Below are 24304 nucleotides of genomic sequence, written 5' to 3' on the forward strand. Positions count from 1 at the left end.
TTTGCAATTTTTGACACCTGATTGCACTATTCACTGTATTTTATAGTGGTTTTACAACACAAATATGACATTCAGCACAGATTAATTTTGTGCTGCAAAATTTGATTCGGGCTTACTATAAAGTGTACTGGCTATATACGCAATGATCCCAAGGTTAATTACAAGTAACGTTATACACATTCCCCCCGGATGATGAATAACTGCATAGATCTCAAATGGCACATAAACTGCGCAACTGACTAGCGCTAGCCACTCAGTCCAACGAAGTCCATTCCACAAACCATAAGCCTCTATCCATCTAACGAATGTGTATACAGCGGCCACCACCATTAGTAAATTCATATTTAACTGAGGAACTCGCTTCGACAAATCAATCATCATCTCTGAAATGGGGTGGACAGGATTCAAATGAAAATGCTGAACAAGTAGCTCTGCCAATTGCCGCAAATCTTTACTCGGAAAGAAATATATCCCTAAGACCACAGCAAAAGAAAGAAAGCCTTTTAATGCTTCCAAAATTGCAATGACCTTCAAACCTGATTTTGTTCCAACCTGCATAACGCTCATACCTCATACAACATTTTTGAGCATAACGTCAATGACAGTATCATGACGATTCAATCTTAAGTGAAAACTGTGTAAAGTTTTCGCAAAAACATAAACCCTGATGATATTTTCAGACCTATCATTATGGTTTTGATATATTTGGTTTTAAATCTGCCAGCCGAGAATGAATACTATCTCTTACTTCATCTAGCCATGCATATCGCTTGGTATATAACCGACGCTTGTTTTTATTCAAGCTGCTAGGATCCTTGCGCACAGGCACTAACGGAATATCGTACATATATTTTGATACCTGAGTGCCTCCGTATTCGGTCCAAAGCTCAGCGTATTGATAGCTTATACTTGAACGCTTGGAACCAATATACCTCAAAGCTTGATAAACATGCCCTCTGTTGGTAATACCATAAATAGAACTAATCCCCCACTCCTTTGCCAACATAAGAAGAATTTCAAGCATTAATGCTTTTGGTCTCAAGCCATGCATTCCTTTGGTGAGAGACTTAATAATATCTCCACGATCAGTAATGCAATCACTAGGACCCTGCAATGCTCCAATATGAATTTCATGCTTTGGCGTAGTAGAGATATTGAAAGCGAGAGTAAATAAATCACGCTGATTTTGATCAACCAATTTTAAAGCTAGGGAACCTTCTCTCTCTGGGCCTGGACATAATATGATCGAACAATCGAGTACACTAAGTAAACGCCAGCCATCATTGGTGTAAAAACGGGCCGTATCAGAACCATACATCTGATATAGTGCATGGAAGTGCTCATGAATCTTTATGGCTCTCTGGTGTGGACGCCAGTTTAAACAAACATACGGCTTAAGAGGCTTTTCAAGAATTCTTGGATTTTGTTCTCTTATCGGCCGAAATTCTGGTTGCTCAAACAATGTCTGCAGGCACTGTAGCACTGAGGGCTTAAACATAGACCACATGCAAAAGCGTGCGTTATAACGTAGCTTTTTAGCGCCCCGAATATCTGGGTATACGCTCTTAGCCACTTTAGGTAAAGACTGAATAAAATTAATGTAATTGATAAACATAGCGACACTTTGACTAAACTGGGCACAAGGCAAGAAGCCTGACCAAGTGGCCAGGCTAAAAACTAGGAGGTGAAGAAATTAAAAGCTGTAAGAAACAGCCGCTCCAACCAACCACTGATTGGCACTATCTACGATAGGTGAGTCAGCAATTTCGTCGCCAAGGCGTGTATAACTCGTCGTTTGAGTCAACTGCCAATTATCACTGAGTGGCAAAATAACTTTGTAACCTACATCGTAAGATACATCGCCACTACCTTTGTAAGCGTTGCGTTTTTGGGTCGCTTCTTTATCTTGTACACCAAAGTAGTAGTCAACATAATCTTTGCTTTGGTATGAAATACCAGCAAATGGAACAAAATCTGCCTTGCCGATAGTCAAAGGTAAGAAGTACTTCACCCCAGTTAGGTAACCGCCATATGTATCTACTACATCATGTTGATAATAAGTTGAGATGGTGCCTTGAGTTAGGTGGAAATCAGCATTAATACCAACATCTAAACTAAGGCGGCGTTTATCCATACCTTTTAGGAAATCTGAAGTATCTTTGTCGTACATAAGACCAGAAGTACCCAAGTAGCCACTTAGATTGAATACATCACCAGTGTTACCGAGAAAACGGTAGTTAATGCTTTGCAAAGTAACGTTAAAGTCTTCTCCTTGGTAACCAAAGTTAGCAACTGGAGCTAGGTTATGCTTTTGACCTTTGTATAAATCTGTCATACCCGCAGCACCAAGCTCAGCAACCCAGCTGTTTTCTTGGGTATAAATATTACCATTGCGAATATATGCGTCATTTGCATATACAGCATTGGCTGCTATCAATGCTGTAATTACCAGAGTGAGCTTTTTCATTATTTTGTCCTCGTGTTAACTTATAGTGAACACTGTACAAAATTATTAGATTTGTAAATATGACGACTTTGTCACACAAATGTCACGAATTGTCAGGTGACACTGACAAGCAAGGGATCCGCAAGGTGAATTTAGCTCCCCCTAGAGAACTCACGCCAACCTGAGAGCTACCACCATGGCGGTCAATTATAAGTTTTACGATTGCAAGACCAAGACCAAACCCAGCATTTGATTTATTTCTGGAAGGATCCGCACTATAGAATGGATCAAAGATAGCGCTCCAATGCTCCACCGGAATACCAGGGCCATCATCTTCTACAACAATTAAAACATCACCCATATCTTTCTGGGCAGTCACACGAATTTTCCGATTCACATAACGTAAAGCATTAGAAACAAGGTTATTAATAGCTCGCTTTATAAGCGCACTGTCTATTTCAACTACCATAGAATCAGGAACATCAATTTCAACAATATTGTAATCATTACTCGGAAGTTTACTGACCAACCCTGTTATATACGCCAACAATTCAATAGATTCGATATTTAAGACAGAATCTGGCCTCTCTACTCTTGCAAAATACAACAATTCATCAGCCATTTGTTCCATTTCTTCAGTATCTTCTATGATACTGGCTATCTTGTCATGCTGTGCTTGAGTTAAGTTTTCATCCTGTAACATCTCAGCTTGCCACTGAATTCTGAAAATAGGCGTTCTCAAATCATGAGCAATTGAGTTCGTTAAGGAACGGTTACTTGTAATAAGATCAGAAATCTTATCGGCCATGTAATTAAAGCTATAATTCAAAGAACCTACTCGATGACGGCTTCCTGTTGGAGCTCGTGAGTTAAAATCGCCTTGAGCAAATTTTACTGTAACTTCTTCAAGTACCCTAACTCTTCGACTTAGAAACCAGATCAGCCCAGAGGTATAAATGAAAAAACCACCGACAATAAACCCCCACAATAAATCATCATCAAAAGCGATCGCCCTACGTAAACTGGATTCAACATCCGGTTTTACTCTATATACGACATCTGGGGATGAAAGCATAAACCAAAATTCGCGCTCATCATCATAAAAAGTAAACAAGTGAGTCCTTTCACGACTAAAATACTCTTTTACACCAGTGGGTACCTTTGATAAGGGGAAGACTTTTAGCGTTTTTGCCGTTTGATTGGTGAAGTCACGCAGAATTCCCAATGCTTCCTTTTCCCCCTGCGTCTCAGAAATAGACATCAAAATCTCTCTGAATGCCGCCCCCTCAAGATCCTCAAGAACATAGTCGTAATCGGTATTAATTTGATAAACTAGAACTTCATATGCCATGAGGCTTAACGTAAATAGTAACAATAGCCCAGCAAAAGCTTCTATGTAGAACCGGCGCATAACACTCTATCCCCAAGGTTACCAGCTGTCAGGTACAAACAAATAACCTTTACCTCTTACGGTTATAATACGCTTAGGTGTTGCTGAACTATCGCCTAGCTTCTTGCGTAGGCTGACAATTTTGTTATCAATGGTACGATCTAAACCATCGTACTCAATTCCTCTTAATGTCTTAGTTAAGGTATCACGAGATAACACTTGATCTGGCGAGCTAGCCAATAGCCAAAGCAAATCAAAATCACTATCTGGCATGTTGATTTGTTCACCATTCAATAAGCAAATTTTACGATCTCGATTCAAACTAAGTTCACCATAGCTTAAGGTGTTTACTGTCTTTGATTCACTATCGAAAGATAGCTCATTATTTACAGATCGCCTCAAAAGCATTCTTATCCGAGCAAGTAATACCCGAGGCTTGATCGGCTTACTAACAAAGTCATCAGCTCCTATTTCTAATGCAGCAACATGATCAAAATCATCATCACTTGCGGTTAACATTAACACTTGACCAGAGTACTTAGTTCTTATTTGTCTACAAATCGTCAAGCCATCAGTTCCGGGCAACATAAGATCAAGTAATAAAATTTTAGGTTGTTGCTCTACAATAGCATCAACCGCACTATTTCCATCTTCGAATGTCGTTACATCAAAATCATGCTTTACGAAATATTCAGCAAGCATTGAACGTAGTTTTGCGTCATCTTCAACGATAAATAAGGATTGTAAAGGGCTCATCTACCATTCAGCCAAAGTTCTTAGTTTGAAGTGACCTAATAATAGCGTAAACACTGACAAAATACTGTATGAATAATGTACGTAGACTCTATATTTTGAACACCATTCAATTAAACTAAGATTTATAAGTGTCATAACTATCAACTGTACTTGTGATTCACTAAACCATGCCATCTGTACCACTTAGTATGAATATCTAAAAACACTTTATTTTAGATGAACAGTAATGCGAGATTTGTTATTATCCATTCGACTAATGAAAGGGGTTAGATATGAACCGTAAGAAAAAAATCAATCAAATCTTAAAAGCGAAGCAAAAGAAGATGAATTCTAAGTTACACAAAAAGAACCAGCCTCGCTATATATCAAAAGCAGATCGCGCTGAGGCTGAAACCCAAACTTCAGAAACTTGCGAAAGTAATACCACCGTCGTTCCTAATCTAGATAGCTCTGAGTAGCAGATCTCTTTCAATCGGGATATAGTTGTCGCATGCATCAATGAGTGATTGTGCACTAAGCCCAGGAACGGCAAACACATCAACTTTAGTACCAAATCGTTGCTGTACCCTTTGCACTAAGATTTCAAAGTCGCCATCCCCAGACAAGAGTATCACTCGATCAACTTGACTTGCCACTTCATAGATATCTAAAGCAATACCAACATCCCAATCACCTTTGGAACTGCCATCCCTTCTTTGGATAAATGGTTTCAGTTTAACGTTGAAACCAATACCTCGAAGAATATGGTGAAACTGCCTTTGCTTTGGATCCTGAGAAGAAATAGCATAAGCATTGGCCTCTAATACCTCTCGCCCTTGAGTCGCCACATACCAAAACTGATTGTAGTCAAAATTTGCTTGGTATTTATCCCTCGTTGTGTAGTAAATATTCTGAACATCAACAAAAATAGCCACTTTCTCCACTGGATTCTCCGTAAACCTACTGCATAAAATTTACTAAAGCTTATCATTGCTTCAAAGCTAAAGGCGAGCATCAAAGAGAAACATATCAAAATTATTATTAACGTGAAGCAAATTCCAATACAGAACAAATCTATTTCCGAATAGAGTGAGGTTCCCAGCTAGGAAAAATCAAGAAACTTCAGTAATTAAAATAACTTATATTCATAAAATCATAGAAAACACCTTTATAAAATCATAGAGAGTTACAAATGTGTGACACTGGTTCAATATCATGCTTGATTCCCCATACGAAAAGCATACTATTATTCGATATTAATATGAACGTACACTAATACAAGGCTTATTAAATGGAGCTTGATATATTTAACCCCTCAAGGCACGTACGTCGTGCAGTCTTGTTTTGGCTAAGTACTTTACTAGGATCTCTTTCCCTTACAGGTATTACAATCAATGGATTTTTAGATGATTACCCTCAAGTGGCAATAGCACAATCTTTTTTCTGTGGTTTCTCTTGCTATGTAGCCTTCAGAACTTACAACAGCAATACCTCACTTCTACTATCAAACTGTTATATATATTCTTTTATAGCTTTAATTTCTTTTAATACCTTTGTTTATACCATTGATAATGGGGTATTTGTTTGGAGCTTTCTCTACCCCGTTTTGTCTTACCTTATTTTGGGTAAAAGGTATGGTGTGATCGCTACTATGGTCGGTTATATCATACAGTTGAGTTTAATTATTGATAAGTGCATGGTAGATAGTGATGAAATTAACTGGGAGCTGCCACTTAACTTTGCAACAGCCTATCTAAGTGTTTGGTTGGCCAGCCACGTACTAGAAGTCAAAAGAAAAACATCAGAAGCATCACTAGGTCAGCTTGCTTCCCGTGACGCTTTAACTAGCGTATATAACAGGCATGCATTAGTTCATAATTTTGAACGCTACCGGCAAGAAAGCAAACAGCTTCCACTTTCACTCTTAGTGCTAGACCTTGATTACTTTAAGCAAGTTAATGACAAATATGGCCATGATGTTGGCGATAAAGTACTCATACAAACCGCTGCTCTAGTCGATCAGTTATGTGATGAGCACTTGGTATACAGAATTGGTGGGGAAGAGTTTTGCATTGCATTGCACAATACTGCTATTCAGGATGCCATGATTAAAGCTGAGGAAATTCGAGCCGCTATCGAAAGCTACAAATTTAATACTAATGAGCAGCCCATTGCTTTAACGGCAAGTATTGGGATTTATCAGTGTGATTTATTTAATGGCCTAGACAGTGTGCTTAGAAATGCTGATAAAGAGCTCTACAAAGCGAAGAAAAATGGTCGCAATCAAGTTATGGTATGTCATCAACAAGAACAAGCATTAGCCAATAGTTCTTAAACAAAGTCTTCCTCATCAAAAATAACATTGTAGTTTTCCGTATAAGTACATTGAGGCTGTCGACTGCACGTAAAAAAACGTCGTCCCTTAAACTCTCCTTGTGAGGCAGTTTTTATCACCATAGGGCTACCGCAACGCTTACAAAAGCGTACCTCTTTATCCGGCTCAATTAAATCAATATGTGTTGCGAGTAAACGCCTCAGGCGACTAACTTGATAGCTATGCTTCACTGATGTACCAATTAGTGGAATACCAGAAGACTTACACACATGCATAAGCAGTTTTTGCCGCTCGACCTTACCTTTATCAAGCTCTCGACCATCATCTAACTCTATGGCAACACGGACATGTAAAGTCCTAGGATCACACACAACATAATCAAAGTAGCTCTTAGAGATTCGATTATTGGCTATAAACCATTGCTTCTTATTCGTTTCCATAGGCGTCAACACACTAGTCATATTAACCTTAGACATAACAACACCATGCTGCCCCACAGCACTTAGCAAAGCATTATAAAACGCAGTCTCTTGCATATTGAGTAAAGCGCCCTTCTTCTTATACTGACTGTCTTTTAACTCATCCTGTTTCGAATAACGTTTTTGAACGAAGAAAAAGAACAGAACAAGTAAAGCAACAATGATAAAAACACTTTCCATAATCCGTTATAATCACTCTAGCTAGTAGGGGAAACATATTGTACGTTTTTGAATTTATACGCTAACTTAGTGAATAAGTCAGGTTTTTATAAGAATTCAACATTATTTGTGGGAGCTAGCTTGAGGTAAACTAAGATTTATGATTACTCTTTGCTCAGGCTTGATTTGTTCAAAGGTATGTTGCCAATGTTTTTTGATAAGCTCATTGAGTAAACCGCTTTTTTTAGCCTCTTTTAGAGCTTTTTCTATGGCCGGTTGATAGCTAGCTGCTGCTTTAGAAAGGTAAAAATAAAAGTCTTTATCATAGACGAGCATTAAATGCTGTTCAATTGAGAGGTGAGGATTTTGCTTAGCTTCTCCAATAACCTCCGTCATTCCCCTTGGAAAATAATTCACTTCACCGTCTGTCGTTAACTTAGAATACAAAGTCCTCCACTCTCCATCTTCCAAATAAACAGGCAATTGATTGGTTTGCCACACATTTACGTCATACCAATTCACACCAAGTCCCGCGACCATCCCTGACTGCCGAAGACCCTCTAAGCTATTAATTTGACTAAATCTACTTTTAAGCTCAGTAGGGATTAGTAGAATTCGTTTGCCTATCATACCATCGGTAAGTGGCACTTTTACTGGAATGAACTTTTGATTTCTTTCTTCTGTCCCGATCAACCATGTCAAAGTCAGCTGCTCACTTTCAACCATTTTTATCGCACGTTTTTGTGGTATATGTTCTTTAGGAACATCGATTGTGACAACGTAACCTAAATTAGTTAAGGATGCATATAATAATTCGTGATAGAAACGGTGACCTCCATCTTTTTGTGAAGGTAATATGAGCGTCATATTATCTTGTGCATATAACGGCAAACACAATATGAAAAAAAGGATTGCTAGCAGATGCATATTTCATTTCCTTGAAGAAAAGCTTCAGATTCTATCAACGATACTTATCAATAATTTCTTGGTATTTAGAAACTCCCGTCTCACCCTTGGTATTCTTAATTTCGTCAATACCAAGTTGTAACTGCTCTATTAATTTATTATCTACCTCCTTATTGAAAGCATAATAGAGTTCTCCATCGCTAAGGACAAAAACTGGCTCATAGTCATCCGTATTGTAGCCTTTTTTCTTCAACCACCATTTAGATACATTCTCTTCATAAGCCCATATATCGATACGCTCTTTCGCAAGTTGGTCAGCGAGGTCCTCGGGTAATATAGCTTCGTGCATACCATCTCTAGGAACACCCAGTTCAAGCATCAATTGCTCACCAACATCATCCCGTATTACTCCAATACGGTATTTGACAAAATCAAGTGCTGCCTGAATTTTAATTCCACGTGATTTTTTCGCCATAGCAACAATTCTTGTACTGCTAAGAGGGCCTACCCACTTAAATAAATGTTCGCGTAACCTTGTACGTGTGGTAGAAAACAGGACTACATCAGGCTTAATCAAAGTTGTGCGATAAGCCCTTGCCCATGGCTGGACCTCAATATCTTCCAACTTAATATCGATTTCCTGAGACTTTGCAGCCGCAATAAGCAAATCAATGGAGATACCCTTTTTTTTTCCATCTTGGGTATAATTGTATGGTGGGTATTCTTCGGTAAGAAAACGCAGCTCATTCAGCTCCGCCGCAACCGTTGAAAAAGGGAGTAGCATGGTTATTAAAAATCTAAACAATTTCATATCGACCATCATTCATTAATGATTATGTATATCAATAAACTGTAGAGTCGTATGTATCATTCGTCTAGGTTGGAAACACTCGTAAAGTATTAATTTTGTAAAATTATCAACTAAGGTGTAAGCATGTTAACAGCTCTTGCAAATAACAGAAAACGTTAAAAATGATAGGTAGTAAAGGGCCTTACAGCCCTTATTAAGCTTACATAACAATTATTTCATTAAGGAGATCCGTAAGATCATTACCGACTATATTACCATGATTAATGTTAAGACCACTGAGTTGATCTGCAACATTCTCTAGCTTAATGGACTGATACTGGCCACTATCTCTATGAATAGTCAACTCAATATTATTATCTATAGCATCGGCTGATATATCAGGAAGAAGGTCATCCATCGTTTCCCCTGCGGTAAGCAGATCAGAGATATCGATTTTATCTTCAGAAACATGGAAGTCTGTGATAACATCTGTGCCTCCATCAAGTTCATTATCTCGCCAAACAAATTGGTCATGACCTGCACCGCCAGACAATATGTCACTGCCTAGACCACCGATCAAAATATCATCTCCTTCTCCTCCGAGAAGAATATCATTTCCAGAACCACCGTCTAGTATATCATTTCCACCTTGACCAAACAGAACATCATCACCAACACCGCCTGAAAGAATATCGTTTTGGTCACCATCACGTGAAACATCAAAGTCGGAGTAGTTTTGGCGAACAAAATTACTTACTTCTTTGGCAGACACCTCTGCTAATGGGCTACTAGTCTCAGTAGCAACGTATTTCTGAAGTGCAGAAACGCCTTGTCCATCTATGTTATCAAAGTTGATAAGATCTCCGAATAATATATCGTCACCATGTCCTCCAAGAATCTGATCTTCACCTTGCTCTAAAGCGATCTCGTGACCAAGAACTGTCTCCGCTAATTTATCAACGTTTATATTTGATACTACTGCACCATCCGTATCGTACTGCGATAGAGTCGCAGCATTTATTCCATTACCGATACCGATTGCTTCAATCGAAGAAACCAGTGCCAATAATTGGTACATATGGCGGGTCTGAATAGTTATTGAATTACTATCACTGTATCTAAGGCCGTTTGAATTGGTAAGATTACCTAAACCAGCACCTGTCAAAGGAGACTTAACCATTCCTGTATTAGAAATGATTTCTTGCCCTTTGTAAGTTACAGATGATCCAAGAATATAATCAGGAGGTAATATATCTTCTAGTGTTACTAAATTTTTAGTTGACGTATCAAAGTCTAAAACAAGCTCATCAAATTGACTTTCACCAATTTTACTCCTTTGAATATAGTTAGGGTTTCCATCGGTGATAAAATAGGTGATGTTCTCAGCCTGACTATTGGTACTTGCATCGAACCACTCAATAGTCGCATCAAAGCTCGCTTCATAGTTTGTGAAACCGCTACCTGAATCTTCAATATCACTTAGTTGAGCAACGAAGTCTTCACGTGCAGTTGACGAATTCAAATCAACCGATATAGTTACACCTGTGCTTGTTGAAAACTCAGTTAGGAGTATATTTACCTTGCCTGCGTTAGGGCCAGAATTGACTGTACTGTGTAATTGATCGAATACCTCTAGTATTTCAGATTTTGCTTGACCAACTGTATTCCGCATACTGCCAGAGGTATCGAGCACAAACGCAATATTATAGTCTTGGCCTGCGATAATCTGAATACCCTGAACATCACCAACAATGACTTCATGATCATCATTACCGGTAATAACATCATTACCATGAGATCCTGACTCAAACTCATAAGTTATAAATGAAGGTAATACCGTAAGATTAACTACTTTACTTACCGACTCTGTATTTGCGGGTACATTATCCTGAGCCGAGACAATAAATTCGAGCGGGTAAACTCCATCATTAGATACATACACTTCTAGCTCAGTTAGATCATCACTCCATGCTGAAAGGTCAGTACTGTTTTTCCCATCAACTGTGGCTACAACAGTCATAGAGTTGCCATTGCCATCACGAATTATCGTATCTTCAGGCAGCCCGTTTAAAATAAGAGAAAGCGTTTCTGAACCATCACTATCACTTAAACTGACTAAAATATCGCTCAGAGGTATATAGCTATTTTCAAATCCAATGTTATCTGCTTTTTCTAGCCTAATATCATCTAGTAAGGCACCATAACTATTTGAAGAGGTCTCTGACTCAAAAACAACTTTATAGTCGCCGTCAGACGATGTTTGGAAATTTATGCTCTCGGTTTGCCAATTAATACTTTGTTGGTCGGTGTATTCAAACAGTACTTCACGATGACCACTCTCATCTTCAAGGAAAACTGTCATTGGTGAGTCATTGACCCTACGAGCAACAACATCAAATGAGAGCGTATAAAATTGCCCAGCCTCAGCGTTAAACTGAGTAAACAGTTGGTCATCGCCATTACGCCCTTCTAGCTCGTATATATGATTAGTCTTATCTAAAACACCACCGCGGTAAACCGTTTCTTTACCAACTTCATTGTAATTATTACTATTATCAGTACCCCATGTACCTTCAACACCATCAGCTTGGGTCAACTCGCTAGACGTAACATTCCCACGCCATGAACTATTACCCAATTCGATAGAATCAAAATCTTGCTGTGAGATGACTTCCGCGTCGGATACAGTAATAGTTGGTATGTCTGTAACCGCATCAACTTGAACATTTATTGTATGTTCTTCTATAAGTTCATTGGAAGAAGTGTATCCATTCACATTGACTATGAAGTTATCATCACTGTCATTGGGTGGTGTTATAGTGAGTTGTGACAACTGCTGCGAAGTTAATCTTGCCTCTCCATTGTTAATAGGGACAAGATCATTACCTGACTTTAAAACTACACCCTGTGGTAAGTTATTGAGTACAACGTCAGTTACCGAGCTACCCTGTGGGACCGTAACATTTAGTACAATATCGCCATCTTCTATACCAACAGAATTCTGCTCTACTATTAAATCAGCGACTTTACTAACAGTAATAATCGTTGTTGCAGTCTCTGAACTTTGACCATATGAGTCTGTCACATAAACATCTATTTCTCGCACTGTTTCATCAGGGTTTTCGCTAATATTTTCATATTTAATTCCTTCAAGGAAAGCCTCAAACTCTGCGGCAGAAACGCCACCGGAAACATTACTAGTAATAAGTAAACTCAACCCTGTTGCAGTATTAGTTTGATTTACACTGAAACCAGACATAGTTGACCACGTAAGTTGGTCACCCTCATAAACTTTATTTAATAAAACGTGCATAGACTGAATCGAGTCTTTATCATCGAAGATATCGGCATCAGTATCCACAATAGAAACTGCTCCATCCCCCTCAACAAAATCAGTACTATAGTCAATGTTGGTATCTTGCTTAGCAATTTTGATAACAAGATCGTCATAATCATTGTCATCATGTGCGTGATCGACTTGGTCATCAAAATTGATGATGGTATCGCCATTATCGTTCACAGACGTTCTCATTAGTGACGCTTCATCATGGCTTAGCAATACCTTGGTATTAGGTTGAATATTGCCGTTGATAATAAGCCTGCCATCAGCATCAACCTCAAAACTTGCCCCTGGCGTTACGCTATCAACCAAGCCCGCTCCATCGGCAATGAGGAAATATTCAACGTTATCTAAGCTACCTAGGGTAGCAAGGACTGGTTCAAAACTACTTTGGCGAGAGTCATGAGAATCTGACATTAAAATTTGGAGTTGTTGTGTCTCTGAGTCAGGATCGTAAACGTAATAGCCAAATACATTTCGATAGCCAGCATCTTCACTGACAAATTCAATTTGATATTGGCTACCATCTAAATCAATTACTGGTTTTTCGTTGTCCTCAATTGTTGCTTTGGCACTTACTTGATTTGATTGATACTCCGTTTTCGCAACAAGTAAAAACGTCTCGTTATTCTCTGAAACTTCATCATCGACAGTTTTAACAGCCACTGAGAAATCCGTTTCTCCCGCAGGTAAATCAAACTCAAACAATCCGTTGAGAATAGGGAGTGTTTGGACTTGCTGTGGATCACCGTAGGTTACAGTAACGAGACTACCATCATAATCCTCAGGTGATGAGGCCTTTCTTTCTTTTAGCTCTAATATAACATGTGTATCTGTGTTACTTTCACTAGACAAAGTGACATTAAAGATAGCATCATTACCTTCAGCGACAGTTACATCACTGACACTTTCAATAATTGGGCGATCATCATCTGAGCCAACACTGCCATCATCAACTATCGTCGAAATACTTGAGGCTGAGCCTTCGGCGCCATCCACACCCGTCACAGTAAGTTCGAATCGCTCTGGCCCTTCATATACCGGCTGTGCGTTATCATCCATTGTTTGGACGATTACGCGAACCTGAGTCACTCCTGCGGGCAGAATAACATCGCCATTGGGGGCAATCGATATGGCTTGCCAACTTTCACCATTTTGATAAGCCGCTTCCATCACACTGATATCCGCGCTATCGGTATCCAAATGAGCCAAGGACACATTCACTGTGACCGCTTCCGCTGTATTTTTACTTAATGAAACCGTAAACTCTGCCGCAGAGCCTTCACTAATACTGCCTCCTTCTGAGACAGATACCTGTGGGATATCCACATTTTCAATCGTACCGGTCGCTTGCTGCCCACCAAGTGTCAATGTGTACGCTTCGGTGTGTTCATACGTACCATCAAGTACCGTAGGGATCACTACAGAGAAAGCATTAACACCAACCGGAACCACCACCTGTTGAGCCGCCGCATCATAGGTGACACCATGAGTGAACATCACGTTGCTCAAATCAACATCCGTATTATCTGCACTGTCAAATCCAAGTTGACCAAACGTCACACTGTATCGCGTTTCTTGCAGCACACCCTCGTCTAAGCTCACCTGATAAACAAGATCTTCCCCTTCAATGACCGAGTCTTCAAACATCGATATGGAATTGACCGCCACATCTTGGGGCAATGGATTGACCACCATCGAAACCGTCGCCTCGGCGTACCCACCTTTATCATCAGTAATCACATAATCAAAGCTTGTATCGCCAACAAAGTCATCGTCTAAATCTATATACACAATGCCGTTTTCAATCCGTGCATCCGCATGGTTTACTTCTGACAAATGGGTAATACGAATATTATCACCATTAGGGTCGACATCATTACCCAATAGCGCTGTCAACGGTATCTCAACAACATCGCCTTGATTGGCAGCATAAGCCCCCTCACCTGACGCTTTAAAACCCGTTAAGAAATAATCTGAAGCATCACTGCCGCGAGCGGGAATATGAGTAAAATCTATCGCCTCAAAGACAACACTATCAAAAGCAATCCCGCCTAAGTCCTGCTCATCGAAATGGTAAGAACCTCGATTATTGCTCTCATTCGCCACAAAGGTTCCGCTGGCCACTGGGTTATCGCCTAAATAAGCGACCCATTTACCCTGCTCATGGTTACCACTACCACCTTCATCTTTATACAAGTTCGAGATCGCAAAACTGAATTCTGTGGCGGGTTTATCGAGCGAGACTTTTAACTGCTCTGACTCACCTTCCTCTCGATTGTATTGGATTTGAGCACCTGGACCACCATTTTCATCGCCTGACACGCCACGTTTTACGCCACTTTGCGTAATCGACTTATCTTGACCTTGGTAACTGGCACTGACGCTAACCCCATCATGAGACCATGAGTCCGAATTGAATGTCCCTAATGCCACATCAAACGCCACAGGATCATCCGTTGCGACAGGGGCATCGTTACTCTCAACCAAGGTGACGCTGTGCTCATCGCTGTAATTATTGTCACTATCAACCGCACGATACTCGAACGTATCGTTGGACGACGCCTCCAAATAGCGCAGCTCCCAATTTCCTGGCCCATCGGTTGTCACTATCAGTGCATCGATTTGCCGTCCTTCCGGAGCATCAATTGTCGCAATATGGAATAAGTTTGAATTACCCGACGTCTCTTTAGTCACAGGGACTTCAATAAGAGAGCCATCATCAAGTCTCGCCTGTATGACTGCTGCCGTTTCTTTATTATGTCCTTCTTCAAACCAGCCTCCCAACCCATCCAAGCCCACTTCAACCGAAGTGGATGGCCGGTCACTGAAATCGAGGGTGATGATCTCACCTTGCTGTATACCACCATCATTACCCACACCCAGTCCGTAACCTATGTGGTTAGCGTCACCAAAGTATTGAGTAAGCGACTGACCCGATGAGGTGATGGTGATCGTGTCACCATTTTCAAATTGCATAACACGCTGGGCACTATTGCCTTGAACGGGCTCCCCCCAATTGAGGAAGTCGCTCTGGCTGGTTGCCCCATCCATACCTTCAGGCGCTTGCTTAACGCCGAGTACAAACCCTGTAGACTCAGTGTCATTAACGTATCGAATGAGATTAGGATCAGCGAAGACCGTCCCTTGATGAATCACTTCGCCATTGGCCGAAAATGTGGTGAGATCGCCCGTATTTATAAGCTGATTATCATAATAAAGCTGTCCTGACTGAGGCAGCTCAGTGATCACCACACCCAATGGGGTATGAGTTGAGTCGTCTTCACTATCAGAGATATGATCTTGAGCAGCATCATTGCTGTTGAAGAAGATGTCTGCATTGCCGCTTGGATCCAATGTGACAGTAAAGTCTTCCGCTTGAGGTGGATTATCAGCAAAATCTAAAATCGTTGCACTAGCACTGGTCGAGGTTGGCGCTAATACCGTCCCGTTACCAGCGCTGACCGACAGGCTGAAGCTTTCATCACCTTCATAGACACTGTCTTGCTCGGTAACCACTTTTACATTCACAGAATCAGAGCCCGCCGGAACAACAATCTCGCCAGAGTCAGGGACATCCTGCCAAGTCCCATCCGTCGTTTGATATTGATAAGCAGACAAATCTTGCGATGAGGTATCACCGGCATTCAACGCTAAGAAGAAAGACACCGCGGAAGTGGCCGTATTGGAGAGCTGGACAGTAAAGTTCGCGGTATCACCTTCTGCCACATCACCACCACCAACAATGGATACCTGTGGGCGATCTCTATCGTCGGTAATAGTACCGGTACCTGTATCAGTTAGATTAAAACGGTCACCGCCCACCGTTGCGCTGGCATTAGCGCTTAATGTGAAGCTTTCTGACCCTTCAAAAATACTGTCGTCTTGAGTTTGAACCGACACCTGAATATCGGTCGCATTACCAGCAATGGTATAACTGCCATCATTGTTGGCCGTCGCCGAATACGTCACACCATCAAGCTGATAACTCACACTGAGTGGGTTTGAGGCAAAGTCGTCCCACTCCGCGTTTTGACCATCTAGGCTCAATGCAAACTCATACGTCACATCCCCATCGACATCATTTGAAAGCTCAACATTAAATACCGCGGCGCCGCCTTCCACCACACTGTCCGAGCTGACGCTTAACTCTGGCGTATCAGCATTATTAGCCCCATCTCTATCGTCGGTAATAGTACCGGTACCTGTATCAGTTAGATTAAAACGGTCACCGCCCACCGTTGCGCTGGCATTAGCGCTTAATGTGAAGCTTTCTGACCCTTCAAAAATACTGTCGTCTTGAGTTTGAACCGACACCTGAATATCGGTCGCATTACCAGCAATGGTATAACTGCCATCATTGTTGGCCGCCGCCGAATACGTCACACCATCAAGCTGATAACTCACACTAAGTGGGTTTGAGGCAAAGTCGTCCCACTCCGCGTTTTGACCATCTAGGCTCAATGCAAACTCATACGTCACATCCCCATCGACATCATTTGAAAGCTCAACATCAAATACCGCGCCGCCGCCTTCCACCACACTGTCCGAGCTGACGCTTAACGCTGGCGTATCAGCATTATTAGCCCCATCTCTATCATCGGTAATAGTGCCAGTACCTGAATCGGCTAGATTAAAACGGTCACCGCCCACCGTTGCGCTGGCATTGGCGCTTAGCGTGAAGGTTTCTGACCCTTCAAAAATACTGTCGTCTTGGGTTTGAACCGACACCTGAATATCGGTCGCATTACCAGCAATGGTATAACTGCCATCATTGTTGGCCGCCGCCGAATACGTCACACCATCAAGCTGATAACTCACACTAAGTGGGTTTGAGGCAAAGTCGTCCCACTCCGCGTTTTGACCATCTAGGCTCAATGCAAACTCATACGTCACATCCCCATCGACATCATTTGAAAGCTCAACATCAAATACCGCGCCGCCGCCTTCCACCACACTGTCTGAGCTGACGCTTAACTCTGGCGTATCATCATCTTGGATGATCGTTATTAGTTCTCCGCCACCTACGGTGCCAGATCCAGACGTTAGGTCTAGCTGAAAGTCTTCGCTGCCTTCAAATACATCATCAGCTGTGGTAGCAAGTGTAATATTTAGTGAAGTCACTCCTGCAGGTACATTTACGGTTCCGTCAGATCCAACAATAAGTATTAAACCACCAGCTGTTGTGACCGTAATCGATGAAAGATCACCTATTTCGGCAGAGTTAAGCGACAATGATAAGTTTATCTGTGTCTCTTGCGTGGATGGCTTATCAAAAGTAGCTACATAGATTGCAGAATCACCTTCATTTACTTGGCTCGGCCCCGTAAGAGAAACCTCCGGAATAGGTGTAACCTCAACATTCACAATGGCTGTATCTGCTCCACCATTGCCATCATCAACAGTTATCTCAAATGAGTCTGCACCATCAAAATTTGTATTTGGAGTGTAAACCCAAATACCACTGATTGGGTTGATGAAGACTTCTCCATTTATGGGGCTCGTTGAAATTACGAAAGATAATGCATCTTGAGGATTTGGATCAGTTGCAAAAATCTGACCGCTAACTGCATTGTCTTCATCGGTTACAACAGAGAGGTTATCAGCTAAAGGAGATTGATTTGCATCTGTTAAAGTAGGAGATTGCTGAAATGCGCGAAACTGCTCAACAATTGATAAACTCTGAGTTCGGCTTAAACCAAGCTCACCGAATAAACCTTCAGTATCAAACGCTGTTCTGGGGGATGTTTGATCTGCTGTTCTCGCCACAGAACCAATTGCCGATGGACTGGAGCCAACCTGGCTCCCAGATGCAGTAGCGAATTCATCACCTAATTCAGTAGGATCTTCTCCCGACTCTAAAGCATCAATAATATCATCTATATCTGAAGTGATATCCAAAATATTTGAATCATCGTCAGCAAATCCAATGTTAATATTTTTAATTTCAGAATCAAATTGAGAACTAGATATGAATACCTCACCTGGTGACGTTTCATCAGTTGTACTTGCTACACGAACATTACCATCTCGACCAATGATAACTGTCTGACCTGCCGCCAATTTATTCGTCGCTAGATACGGCTTGACATCCATGACACCTCCAATTCTTACTAATCTCTAGCCAGTCAAAGGTATGACATAAATGCAACCAAGCACATTCCATACCACATTTAGGAAATCCGGTGTGATCCTTACTCCAGAGGAGATACTAAACAGTATTCATATTACTATGCAAGCTATTGGTCCAAGTAAAACTGATATTTTTTCATTACCTTAACCTCTCTCTCGAAAACCAAAACGATCCAAACAGCAAAAGTTACGATACTAAATTCATATAAAATAATATTTATCGAAAAACCACATATTGAGTACAGTAAAAATAAAAAATGGTGCATGGTTGGTGAAACATCAGAATTGGTAATATTTTAGATCAAGATCAATTTCATTTTGTTCATTATTTAATCAAATGCAATCTTTGATGTATAATATATATGCACCAAGTAACTTATAAGAATAAAACTAAAAAATAATATTTAAACAATGTCAGAAGGAAGGAAAATGAAACGGGATATGTTCGGTATTTGCCTGTCTAAATCTATGCTATCGCACAACTTGTCCAGCACTTTCACTCATGTTAGAGCTTATAAAAAGTCTAAATACAGTGATGGTGTAAAAGTCATGTGCTCGTACCCGCAGCTATCTGGAGAAGAGCTGCTTACAACTATTAAGTCTTCTAGAAGTTTGTTGTGGCGAGCTGAGTTTATATGCCCAAGCCAAGTAAAATGATAAACAAAAGGAGCACATCTCGTGCTCTCCTTTTCTACGCAGCAGTTCGATCATGGTTTGATGATGCACGAATCTGAGATAAGAACCTTATCCAGTTTTTAGCCTGAATTGAAGGTTCAAAACTATCAGATTGCTTGGCTTGATATAAAGCTTTATCTAACTGATTGAGCTTATAAAAAGCACGAGTTTTGACTAGAGCGACATCCGCCTTATTATCTTCAATCTTATCAAGAGCAGAGATGGATGCCTTATAGTGCCCTTGCTGAACAAGAAGCTGAGCAAGATTCCAATTATATTTTGGTTCTATTCGCGCAGCTTTTTTCCAGACTGAAATCGCTGAATCCCACTCTTTCGCAAGTTGCCAATATGTTGCCTGCTCGACAAGTAGTTTGATATCCGTTTGAGCTTCTTCTAGCTCACTAATTTCGATTGCAGCTTTTTCAGGTATACCTTGCTTGGAATAAAGTTGAGCTAATATACGGCGATCGTATTGACTAATAGGCAGTCCTTTAAGTTTAGCCAATGAAAGCGTTCCAAGAGCCTGTTTTCCTTGCCCTATTTGAATTTGTAACACAAATAATTGTCGCCACCATTGGAGCTTATTAGGTTCTATCGCAATGAGCTGCCCGAGTGTACCGATCGCATCATGTGAAAATTTTAGCGCTAATTGAGCCCCTAACTTGAGAGAAAGCGGTTGCAGGCGATCATTACTATCAGCACTCAAATAACGATCAGTTGCCACTATTACATCACGCCACTGCTCAAGCTGATAGTGAGATTGAGCAATACGCAGCCAAATGTCGACTTTCTGCTGAGTTGGTGGAACGACTTTAACCAGTTGGTAATAATGCTTTAATGCTTGAGTAAAATCACGCTCCGTAAGATAAAGGTCTGCGAGCATACGCTGACTCACCCATGCCTGCTCATCTTGCAATAAACCACTGGCAACAGCGTACCTCATTTGTTCAATCGCTTGCTTGGTTTTTCCTTCTTGCCAATAAAACACAGCCATAACTCGTGCAACAAAGGCTTTGTCATAATCAAATGATGTCTCGGTCTCTCGTAAGACCTCAATTGCTTGTTTGAGCTTATCGTTCTGAGCTAGCTGGTTTGCCTGCTGCAAACGACCAGCAGTGTAGTGGCTAAGATCACGAGCAACAGCTAGCGATGAGAACAAAAACATAGCAATCAGAGCAAATTGTTTAATCATTTTGATAGTGTGAACTCCAATTTTACCGTCTGCCCTTGCTGAGAAACCGATTTCCCGTCAACGATTTTTGGCTGATATTTCCACTTTTTAATCGCATATATTGCCTCTCGATCGAACATATACTTAGGCTGTGATTTTTGAACTTGAATATCAACGGGCTTACCTGTTGGGTCTATAGTGAACCTAATTAACACATAACCTTCCACTTGGCGCTTTTCAGCTTTGGCAGGGTAACGAGGTTCAACACGATATATAGGCATCGCTTGCTGCTGAATACCAAAGTCACCAAATTCAGGCGCGCTAATTGCCAAACCATCAATACTAGTATCAAGACCAAGCGCTGGCTTCAACGTATCAGAGACACTAGTGATATTGTTATTCACACTCGAAACTGGCATTTGTTCCGGCAATTTGGGCATCTTAGGCTGTTCTGGGATGCTGCGCTGGCGACGTTGAGTATCTGTATCGTTTTCAACAACAAGCATATCAAAGCGTAACGGTGCATCATCACCTAAGGCCTGTCTGTCACTAATATTAACCATCCATGCCATTAAGGCGAAAACGGTTAAAGTACATACTCCGGCCATTGGAACAGCTATTAACCAACGCAGCATTACTTTTTCTCCGCTGCCAGTGCGATATTTTTAACCCCTGCTTCTTTAGCAGCATCCATAACTTTGACTACCGTTCCACTAAAAGCGTGCTCATCAGCCTGAATGACAAGTGCCGCATCAGGTTTATCCAAAAGCAAATGTTCTAGTACAGCTTGAACCCGTTCCACGTCGACAATTCGCTTATCAATGTATATGTCGTTAGACGAAGTCACTGCGGCAAAAATGCCAGCATCTTTTTGACTAACAGCGCTGCTTGCCTGCGGACGGTTAACTTCAACACCAGATTCCCTGACAAATGAACTGGTAACAATAAAGAAAATCAGCATAATAAATACGATATCAAGCATAGAAGTCAGATCAACTTGAGCTTCTTCCTGTTTATGGTGGCGTCGGCCCAGTCTCATCGCTGACTCCTTAATGACTTTTCTAATTTAATTTCTCTTACTTGGCAGGCTTTAAGTAAACGAGCATGGAAAAACATACCAAACAAGGCTGCCACCATTCCTGCCATAGTGGGTAAAGTCGCTAATGAAATCCCCGAAGCCATTAACTTCGGATTACTACTTCCCTGGTTTGCCATTACATCAAATACTGAAATCATTCCTGTCACGGTTCCCAAAAGCCCTAGCATTGGACAAATTGCAACTAACACTTTAATTATATTTAAGTTTTTATAGAGTTTGGTATGTGCTTGAGCCAGCCACCCTTCTCGTATTGACCGTGCGTACCATGAATGTTGCTCAGACCTTTCGTGCCAAGCTCTAATCCAATTTGATTTTTGGGTGGGAAACTCAACAAACAGGTAAATCACCCGCTCAATCATCAGTAGCCAACACAAAGCAACCACCCAAAATAACCACCACAGTAATTGGCCTCCCTGCTGCATAAAGCCCTGCAAAGATATAGTCCACTGATTTTCAATGATTAAATCAGGCAGCATTGTGATGAATGAATCCATTAAGCCACTCTCTCCAGAGGTGCCTCATTCGCCACAGAGTCTTTCTCGGCTTGCTGAGCAACCAAAGAAATACCCTGCTTTTCGAGAATGTTGCGAATAAGCTCTGCCTGTGAACTAAGAATATTGTGCGCAAGCAAAAGTGGCATAGCGGCAATTAAACCAAGGACTGTTGTCATTAGAGCCATTGAAATTCCACCAGCCATTACTTTGGGGTCACCATTTCCAAATTGAGTAATTACCTGGAATGTTTCAATCATACCAATTACAGTACCTAGTAGCCCCAACATAGGCGCTAAAGCAGCTAACAACTTGAGCATGGATAAACCCTTTTCAAGTCGAGCTTGCTCATCAACCACCGCCTCAAGTAAACGCAACTCCAGAGCTTCAACAGTCAAGCGTTGATCTTTTGTGTATACAGACAAAATACGGCCAAGTGGATTATTACCCGGTATTTGCGGGGATTTGAGTTGAGCACAAATCTTTTGTCGAGTGGTCAATAAACTCGCGCCACGCACAATAGCAATGACAAGACCAACCAAAAGTAAACCAAGAATAACTTGCCCTACAACACCAGCCGAGGCAAGCCTGTCCATGAAGCTTGGGCTATGAGCTAGTTGCTCAAGTAACACACCACGAGTTGGATCAAGTACGATGTTATTTATCTGACCAGAGCTTAGTAAAGATAGAGCCGGAGTATTTTCAGGTTGCTTTGAATAAAGCTGCGCCTCTGCCTTTATTGCATTCCACTTTAAATACCCTGCTTCTGAAATCAAACCTAATGAACCAACTCTAAGAGCCGGTTCAGTTTTAATTATTCCTTCACCATTAACAAAATTCACCATAGTAGGCACAAGTTGTCTACTTGCTTGTATTTGCTCTTCAAGTGCTTTCCACAAACCTGTGAGCTGTTGCATTGAAGGTAATTCAGTTGCTGCTACTACATTTTTGACAAGCTCTGTATAATGTTGCGCATCGGCGGAAGTGACTGAACTATCTAACTCAGATTCTAACTGCTTGGCATTTTGCCGAACTACGCCAAATACTTCTCCAAGACTTCCCGTTTCAAGTCGAAGCTTTTCTTCTAACTGGGCGAGTTTTTTTTCATTTTCTGAAAATTGAGCAGCAAGCTGGTCATTGCGAGCTTGTAAACCATTCCGCTGTTTAAGAAGAGAGGCTTTAATTGATTTGAGCTCATTTTCTGTTTGTTGGAAAGCTGATTCACGTTCAAGGTTATGCTGCCCTTGTCGAACACTTTCAGTTTTTGCTTTAGTAATAAGGTCATCGCTCGAATGAGCAGTAAAAGGCAAAATCGATAGGCTTAAAAGACAAATAATCATTGGGAATTTCATTTATTTTACCTCCATTACATTTAGCGTAAGAGGTAAAGTAAGTAAGCTTGGTGTTGCTTGTTTATTAGCAACATTAAATGCTCTATCCAGATCCGGTTTTAGCGCACTATCAAGAGACTGCCAATGTTTTTGTGACTGATCCCATGACCAAGACTTATTTCCGTCTAAACTACGTGCAACTAAAGAGACGCGTCCAAGGTGAAGAACTTGCGCTTCACGAACACTTTCTTCAATAGAGATTTTACTTTGGTAAACCCCAAGTTTGACACCGTAATCAAGCTCTATCTGATACGCTTCAAGAATACGACGATATTTCTCAGCATCACTTACGTCTGCGCGTACAATCATGTTATCGAGCTTAGCAATACGCTCTAATCGAGCTTCATGTTTTATGGGAAGATCTTCTTCTACTAATACTTTTAACCCAGATATCATTTGGTACATCAAAGGTACGATACCTTGACGCGTATTATTTATCTCTTCAATCTGAGATTCAAGATTTGATGCCTCTTTTGACTGGCTGTCCATCAATGCCAAAAGATGATCTTGATAAATCTCTAAATTTTTAATCTCTTCCTTAAGTTGTTCGACTTGCGCTTGCAGGTTTAATGAATTTTCTGCAACCGTATTTATACGTTTCTGACTGGAAGCCGAAGTAGCATTGGTGCTACGTTGGATGGACTGCGCATTATCAAAATTTGTAGCGACAGTATTTGTGCTAAATGATGCCACGAGCAACGCAAAGCAAGGTTTTATTAAATTCATAGTATGTCTATTTTTAAGGTTGCCAATTTACTATTGAGA

At 40.9% G+C, this 24304-nt stretch carries 20 protein-coding genes; 4 read left to right on the top strand and 16 right to left on the bottom strand.

The features are described 5' to 3' along the window. Positions 1–81: 81 nt before the first annotated feature. The 5 genes from OCV27_RS08455 to OCV27_RS08475 form a co-directional block, all read right to left on the bottom strand. Positions 82–558: a DUF2127 domain-containing protein gene (locus OCV27_RS08455; RefSeq protein WP_125320708.1), complete on the bottom strand. Its 477-nt coding sequence runs from the start codon at positions 556–558 to the stop codon at positions 82–84. Between the two features lie 130 nt (positions 559–688). Beyond that, on the bottom strand, positions 689–1615 hold the full coding sequence (locus OCV27_RS08460; protein WP_125320707.1) for a VirK/YbjX family protein: 927 nt from the start codon (positions 1613–1615) through the stop codon (positions 689–691). A gap of 78 nt (positions 1616–1693) precedes the next feature. Beyond that, positions 1694–2467, bottom strand: coding sequence for an outer membrane protein OmpV (ompV, locus tag OCV27_RS08465; RefSeq protein WP_125320706.1), 774 nt, complete (start codon positions 2465–2467; stop codon positions 1694–1696). Positions 2468–2549: 82 nt separating this feature from the next. Further along, on the bottom strand, positions 2550–3857 hold the full coding sequence (locus OCV27_RS08470; protein ID WP_125320705.1) for an ATP-binding protein: 1308 nt from the start codon (positions 3855–3857) through the stop codon (positions 2550–2552). Between the two features lie 18 nt (positions 3858–3875). After that, positions 3876–4592 carry a response regulator gene (locus OCV27_RS08475; RefSeq protein WP_125320704.1) on the bottom strand — a complete coding sequence of 239 codons (717 nt, stop codon included), beginning with the start codon at positions 4590–4592 and terminating at the stop codon, positions 3876–3878. A 272-nt stretch (positions 4593–4864) separates the two neighbouring features. On the opposite strand from OCV27_RS08475, the gene OCV27_RS08480 reads away from it, so the two are divergent. Further along, positions 4865–5050 carry a DUF2986 domain-containing protein gene (locus OCV27_RS08480; RefSeq protein WP_125320703.1) on the top strand — a complete coding sequence of 62 codons (186 nt, stop codon included), beginning with the start codon at positions 4865–4867 and terminating at the stop codon, positions 5048–5050. On the opposite strand, the gene OCV27_RS08485 is transcribed toward OCV27_RS08480, so the two are convergent. Further along, a complete protein-coding gene (locus tag OCV27_RS08485) occupies positions 5033–5515 on the bottom strand; it encodes a LabA-like NYN domain-containing protein (protein WP_125320702.1) in 483 nt (160 codons plus the stop codon). The genes OCV27_RS08480 and OCV27_RS08485 overlap by 18 nt on opposite strands. 347 nt (positions 5516–5862) lie before the next feature. On the opposite strand from OCV27_RS08485, the gene OCV27_RS08490 reads away from it, so the two are divergent. Further along, entirely contained in the window at positions 5863–6906 is a 1044-nt protein-coding gene (locus tag OCV27_RS08490) for a GGDEF domain-containing protein (protein WP_125320701.1), read from the top strand. Here OCV27_RS08490 and OCV27_RS08495 read toward each other — a convergent pair. From OCV27_RS08495 to OCV27_RS08510, 4 genes are all read right to left on the bottom strand, one after another. Continuing rightward, the gene (locus OCV27_RS08495) at positions 6903–7565 is read right to left on the bottom strand and encodes a DUF2726 domain-containing protein (RefSeq protein ID WP_125320700.1); all 663 of its coding nucleotides are present in this window, start codon (positions 7563–7565) and stop codon (positions 6903–6905) included. The genes OCV27_RS08490 and OCV27_RS08495 overlap by 4 nt on opposite strands. Before the next feature lie 102 nt (positions 7566–7667). Then, entirely contained in the window at positions 7668–8471 is an 804-nt protein-coding gene (locus OCV27_RS08500; protein ID WP_125320699.1) for a hypothetical protein, read from the bottom strand. Positions 8472–8505: 34 nt separating this feature from the next. Further along, positions 8506–9261 carry a substrate-binding periplasmic protein gene (locus OCV27_RS08505; RefSeq protein WP_125320698.1) on the bottom strand — a complete coding sequence of 252 codons (756 nt, stop codon included), beginning with the start codon at positions 9259–9261 and terminating at the stop codon, positions 8506–8508. Between the two features lie 199 nt (positions 9262–9460). Continuing rightward, positions 9461–18676, bottom strand: a complete 9216-nt coding sequence (locus OCV27_RS08510; RefSeq protein ID WP_125320697.1) for an Ig-like domain-containing protein — start codon at positions 18674–18676, stop codon at positions 9461–9463. 49 nt (positions 18677–18725) lie between these two features. Here OCV27_RS08510 and OCV27_RS08515 point away from each other — a divergent pair, with 49 nt between their 5' ends. Both OCV27_RS08515 and OCV27_RS08520 read left to right on the top strand, forming a co-directional pair. Then, positions 18726–18860, top strand: a complete 135-nt coding sequence (locus OCV27_RS08515; RefSeq protein WP_281272862.1) for a hypothetical protein — start codon at positions 18726–18728, stop codon at positions 18858–18860. Positions 18861–19141: 281 nt separating this feature from the next. Beyond that, positions 19142–19369, top strand: a complete 228-nt coding sequence (locus OCV27_RS08520) for a hypothetical protein (protein WP_125320845.1) — start codon at positions 19142–19144, stop codon at positions 19367–19369. Between the two features lie 34 nt (positions 19370–19403). Here the strand turns inward: OCV27_RS08520 and OCV27_RS08525 are convergent, their stop codons facing one another. Genes OCV27_RS08525 through OCV27_RS08550 form a run of 6 tightly spaced genes read right to left on the bottom strand, consistent with a single transcriptional unit; the run spans position 19404 to position 24265 of the window. Next, positions 19404–20579, bottom strand: coding sequence for a tetratricopeptide repeat protein (locus OCV27_RS08525; RefSeq protein WP_125320844.1), 1176 nt, complete (start codon positions 20577–20579; stop codon positions 19404–19406). Next, on the bottom strand, positions 20576–21193 hold the full coding sequence (locus OCV27_RS08530; RefSeq protein WP_125320843.1) for an energy transducer TonB: 618 nt from the start codon (positions 21191–21193) through the stop codon (positions 20576–20578). Before OCV27_RS08530 ends, OCV27_RS08525 begins: the two co-directional genes overlap by 4 nt. Then, complete coding sequence (locus OCV27_RS08535; RefSeq protein ID WP_125320842.1) at positions 21193–21597, bottom strand: ExbD/TolR family protein; 405 nt, start codon at positions 21595–21597, stop codon at positions 21193–21195. The genes OCV27_RS08530 and OCV27_RS08535 overlap by 1 nt, the downstream gene beginning before the upstream one ends. Then, on the bottom strand, positions 21594–22151 hold the full coding sequence (locus OCV27_RS08540; protein ID WP_125320841.1) for a MotA/TolQ/ExbB proton channel family protein: 558 nt from the start codon (positions 22149–22151) through the stop codon (positions 21594–21596). Before OCV27_RS08540 ends, OCV27_RS08535 begins: the two co-directional genes overlap by 4 nt. Then, entirely contained in the window at positions 22151–23500 is a 1350-nt protein-coding gene (locus tag OCV27_RS08545) for a MotA/TolQ/ExbB proton channel family protein (protein ID WP_125320840.1), read from the bottom strand. Before OCV27_RS08545 ends, OCV27_RS08540 begins: the two co-directional genes overlap by 1 nt. Continuing rightward, complete coding sequence (locus OCV27_RS08550; protein WP_125320839.1) at positions 23501–24265, bottom strand: DUF3450 domain-containing protein; 765 nt, start codon at positions 24263–24265, stop codon at positions 23501–23503. It abuts the gene before it with no gap. Between the last annotated feature and the right edge of the window lie 39 nt (positions 24266–24304).

The sequence above is a fragment of the Vibrio pectenicida genome, from assembly GCA_024347015.1.
Classification (GTDB): Bacteria; Pseudomonadota; Gammaproteobacteria; order Enterobacterales; family Vibrionaceae; genus Vibrio; species Vibrio pectenicida.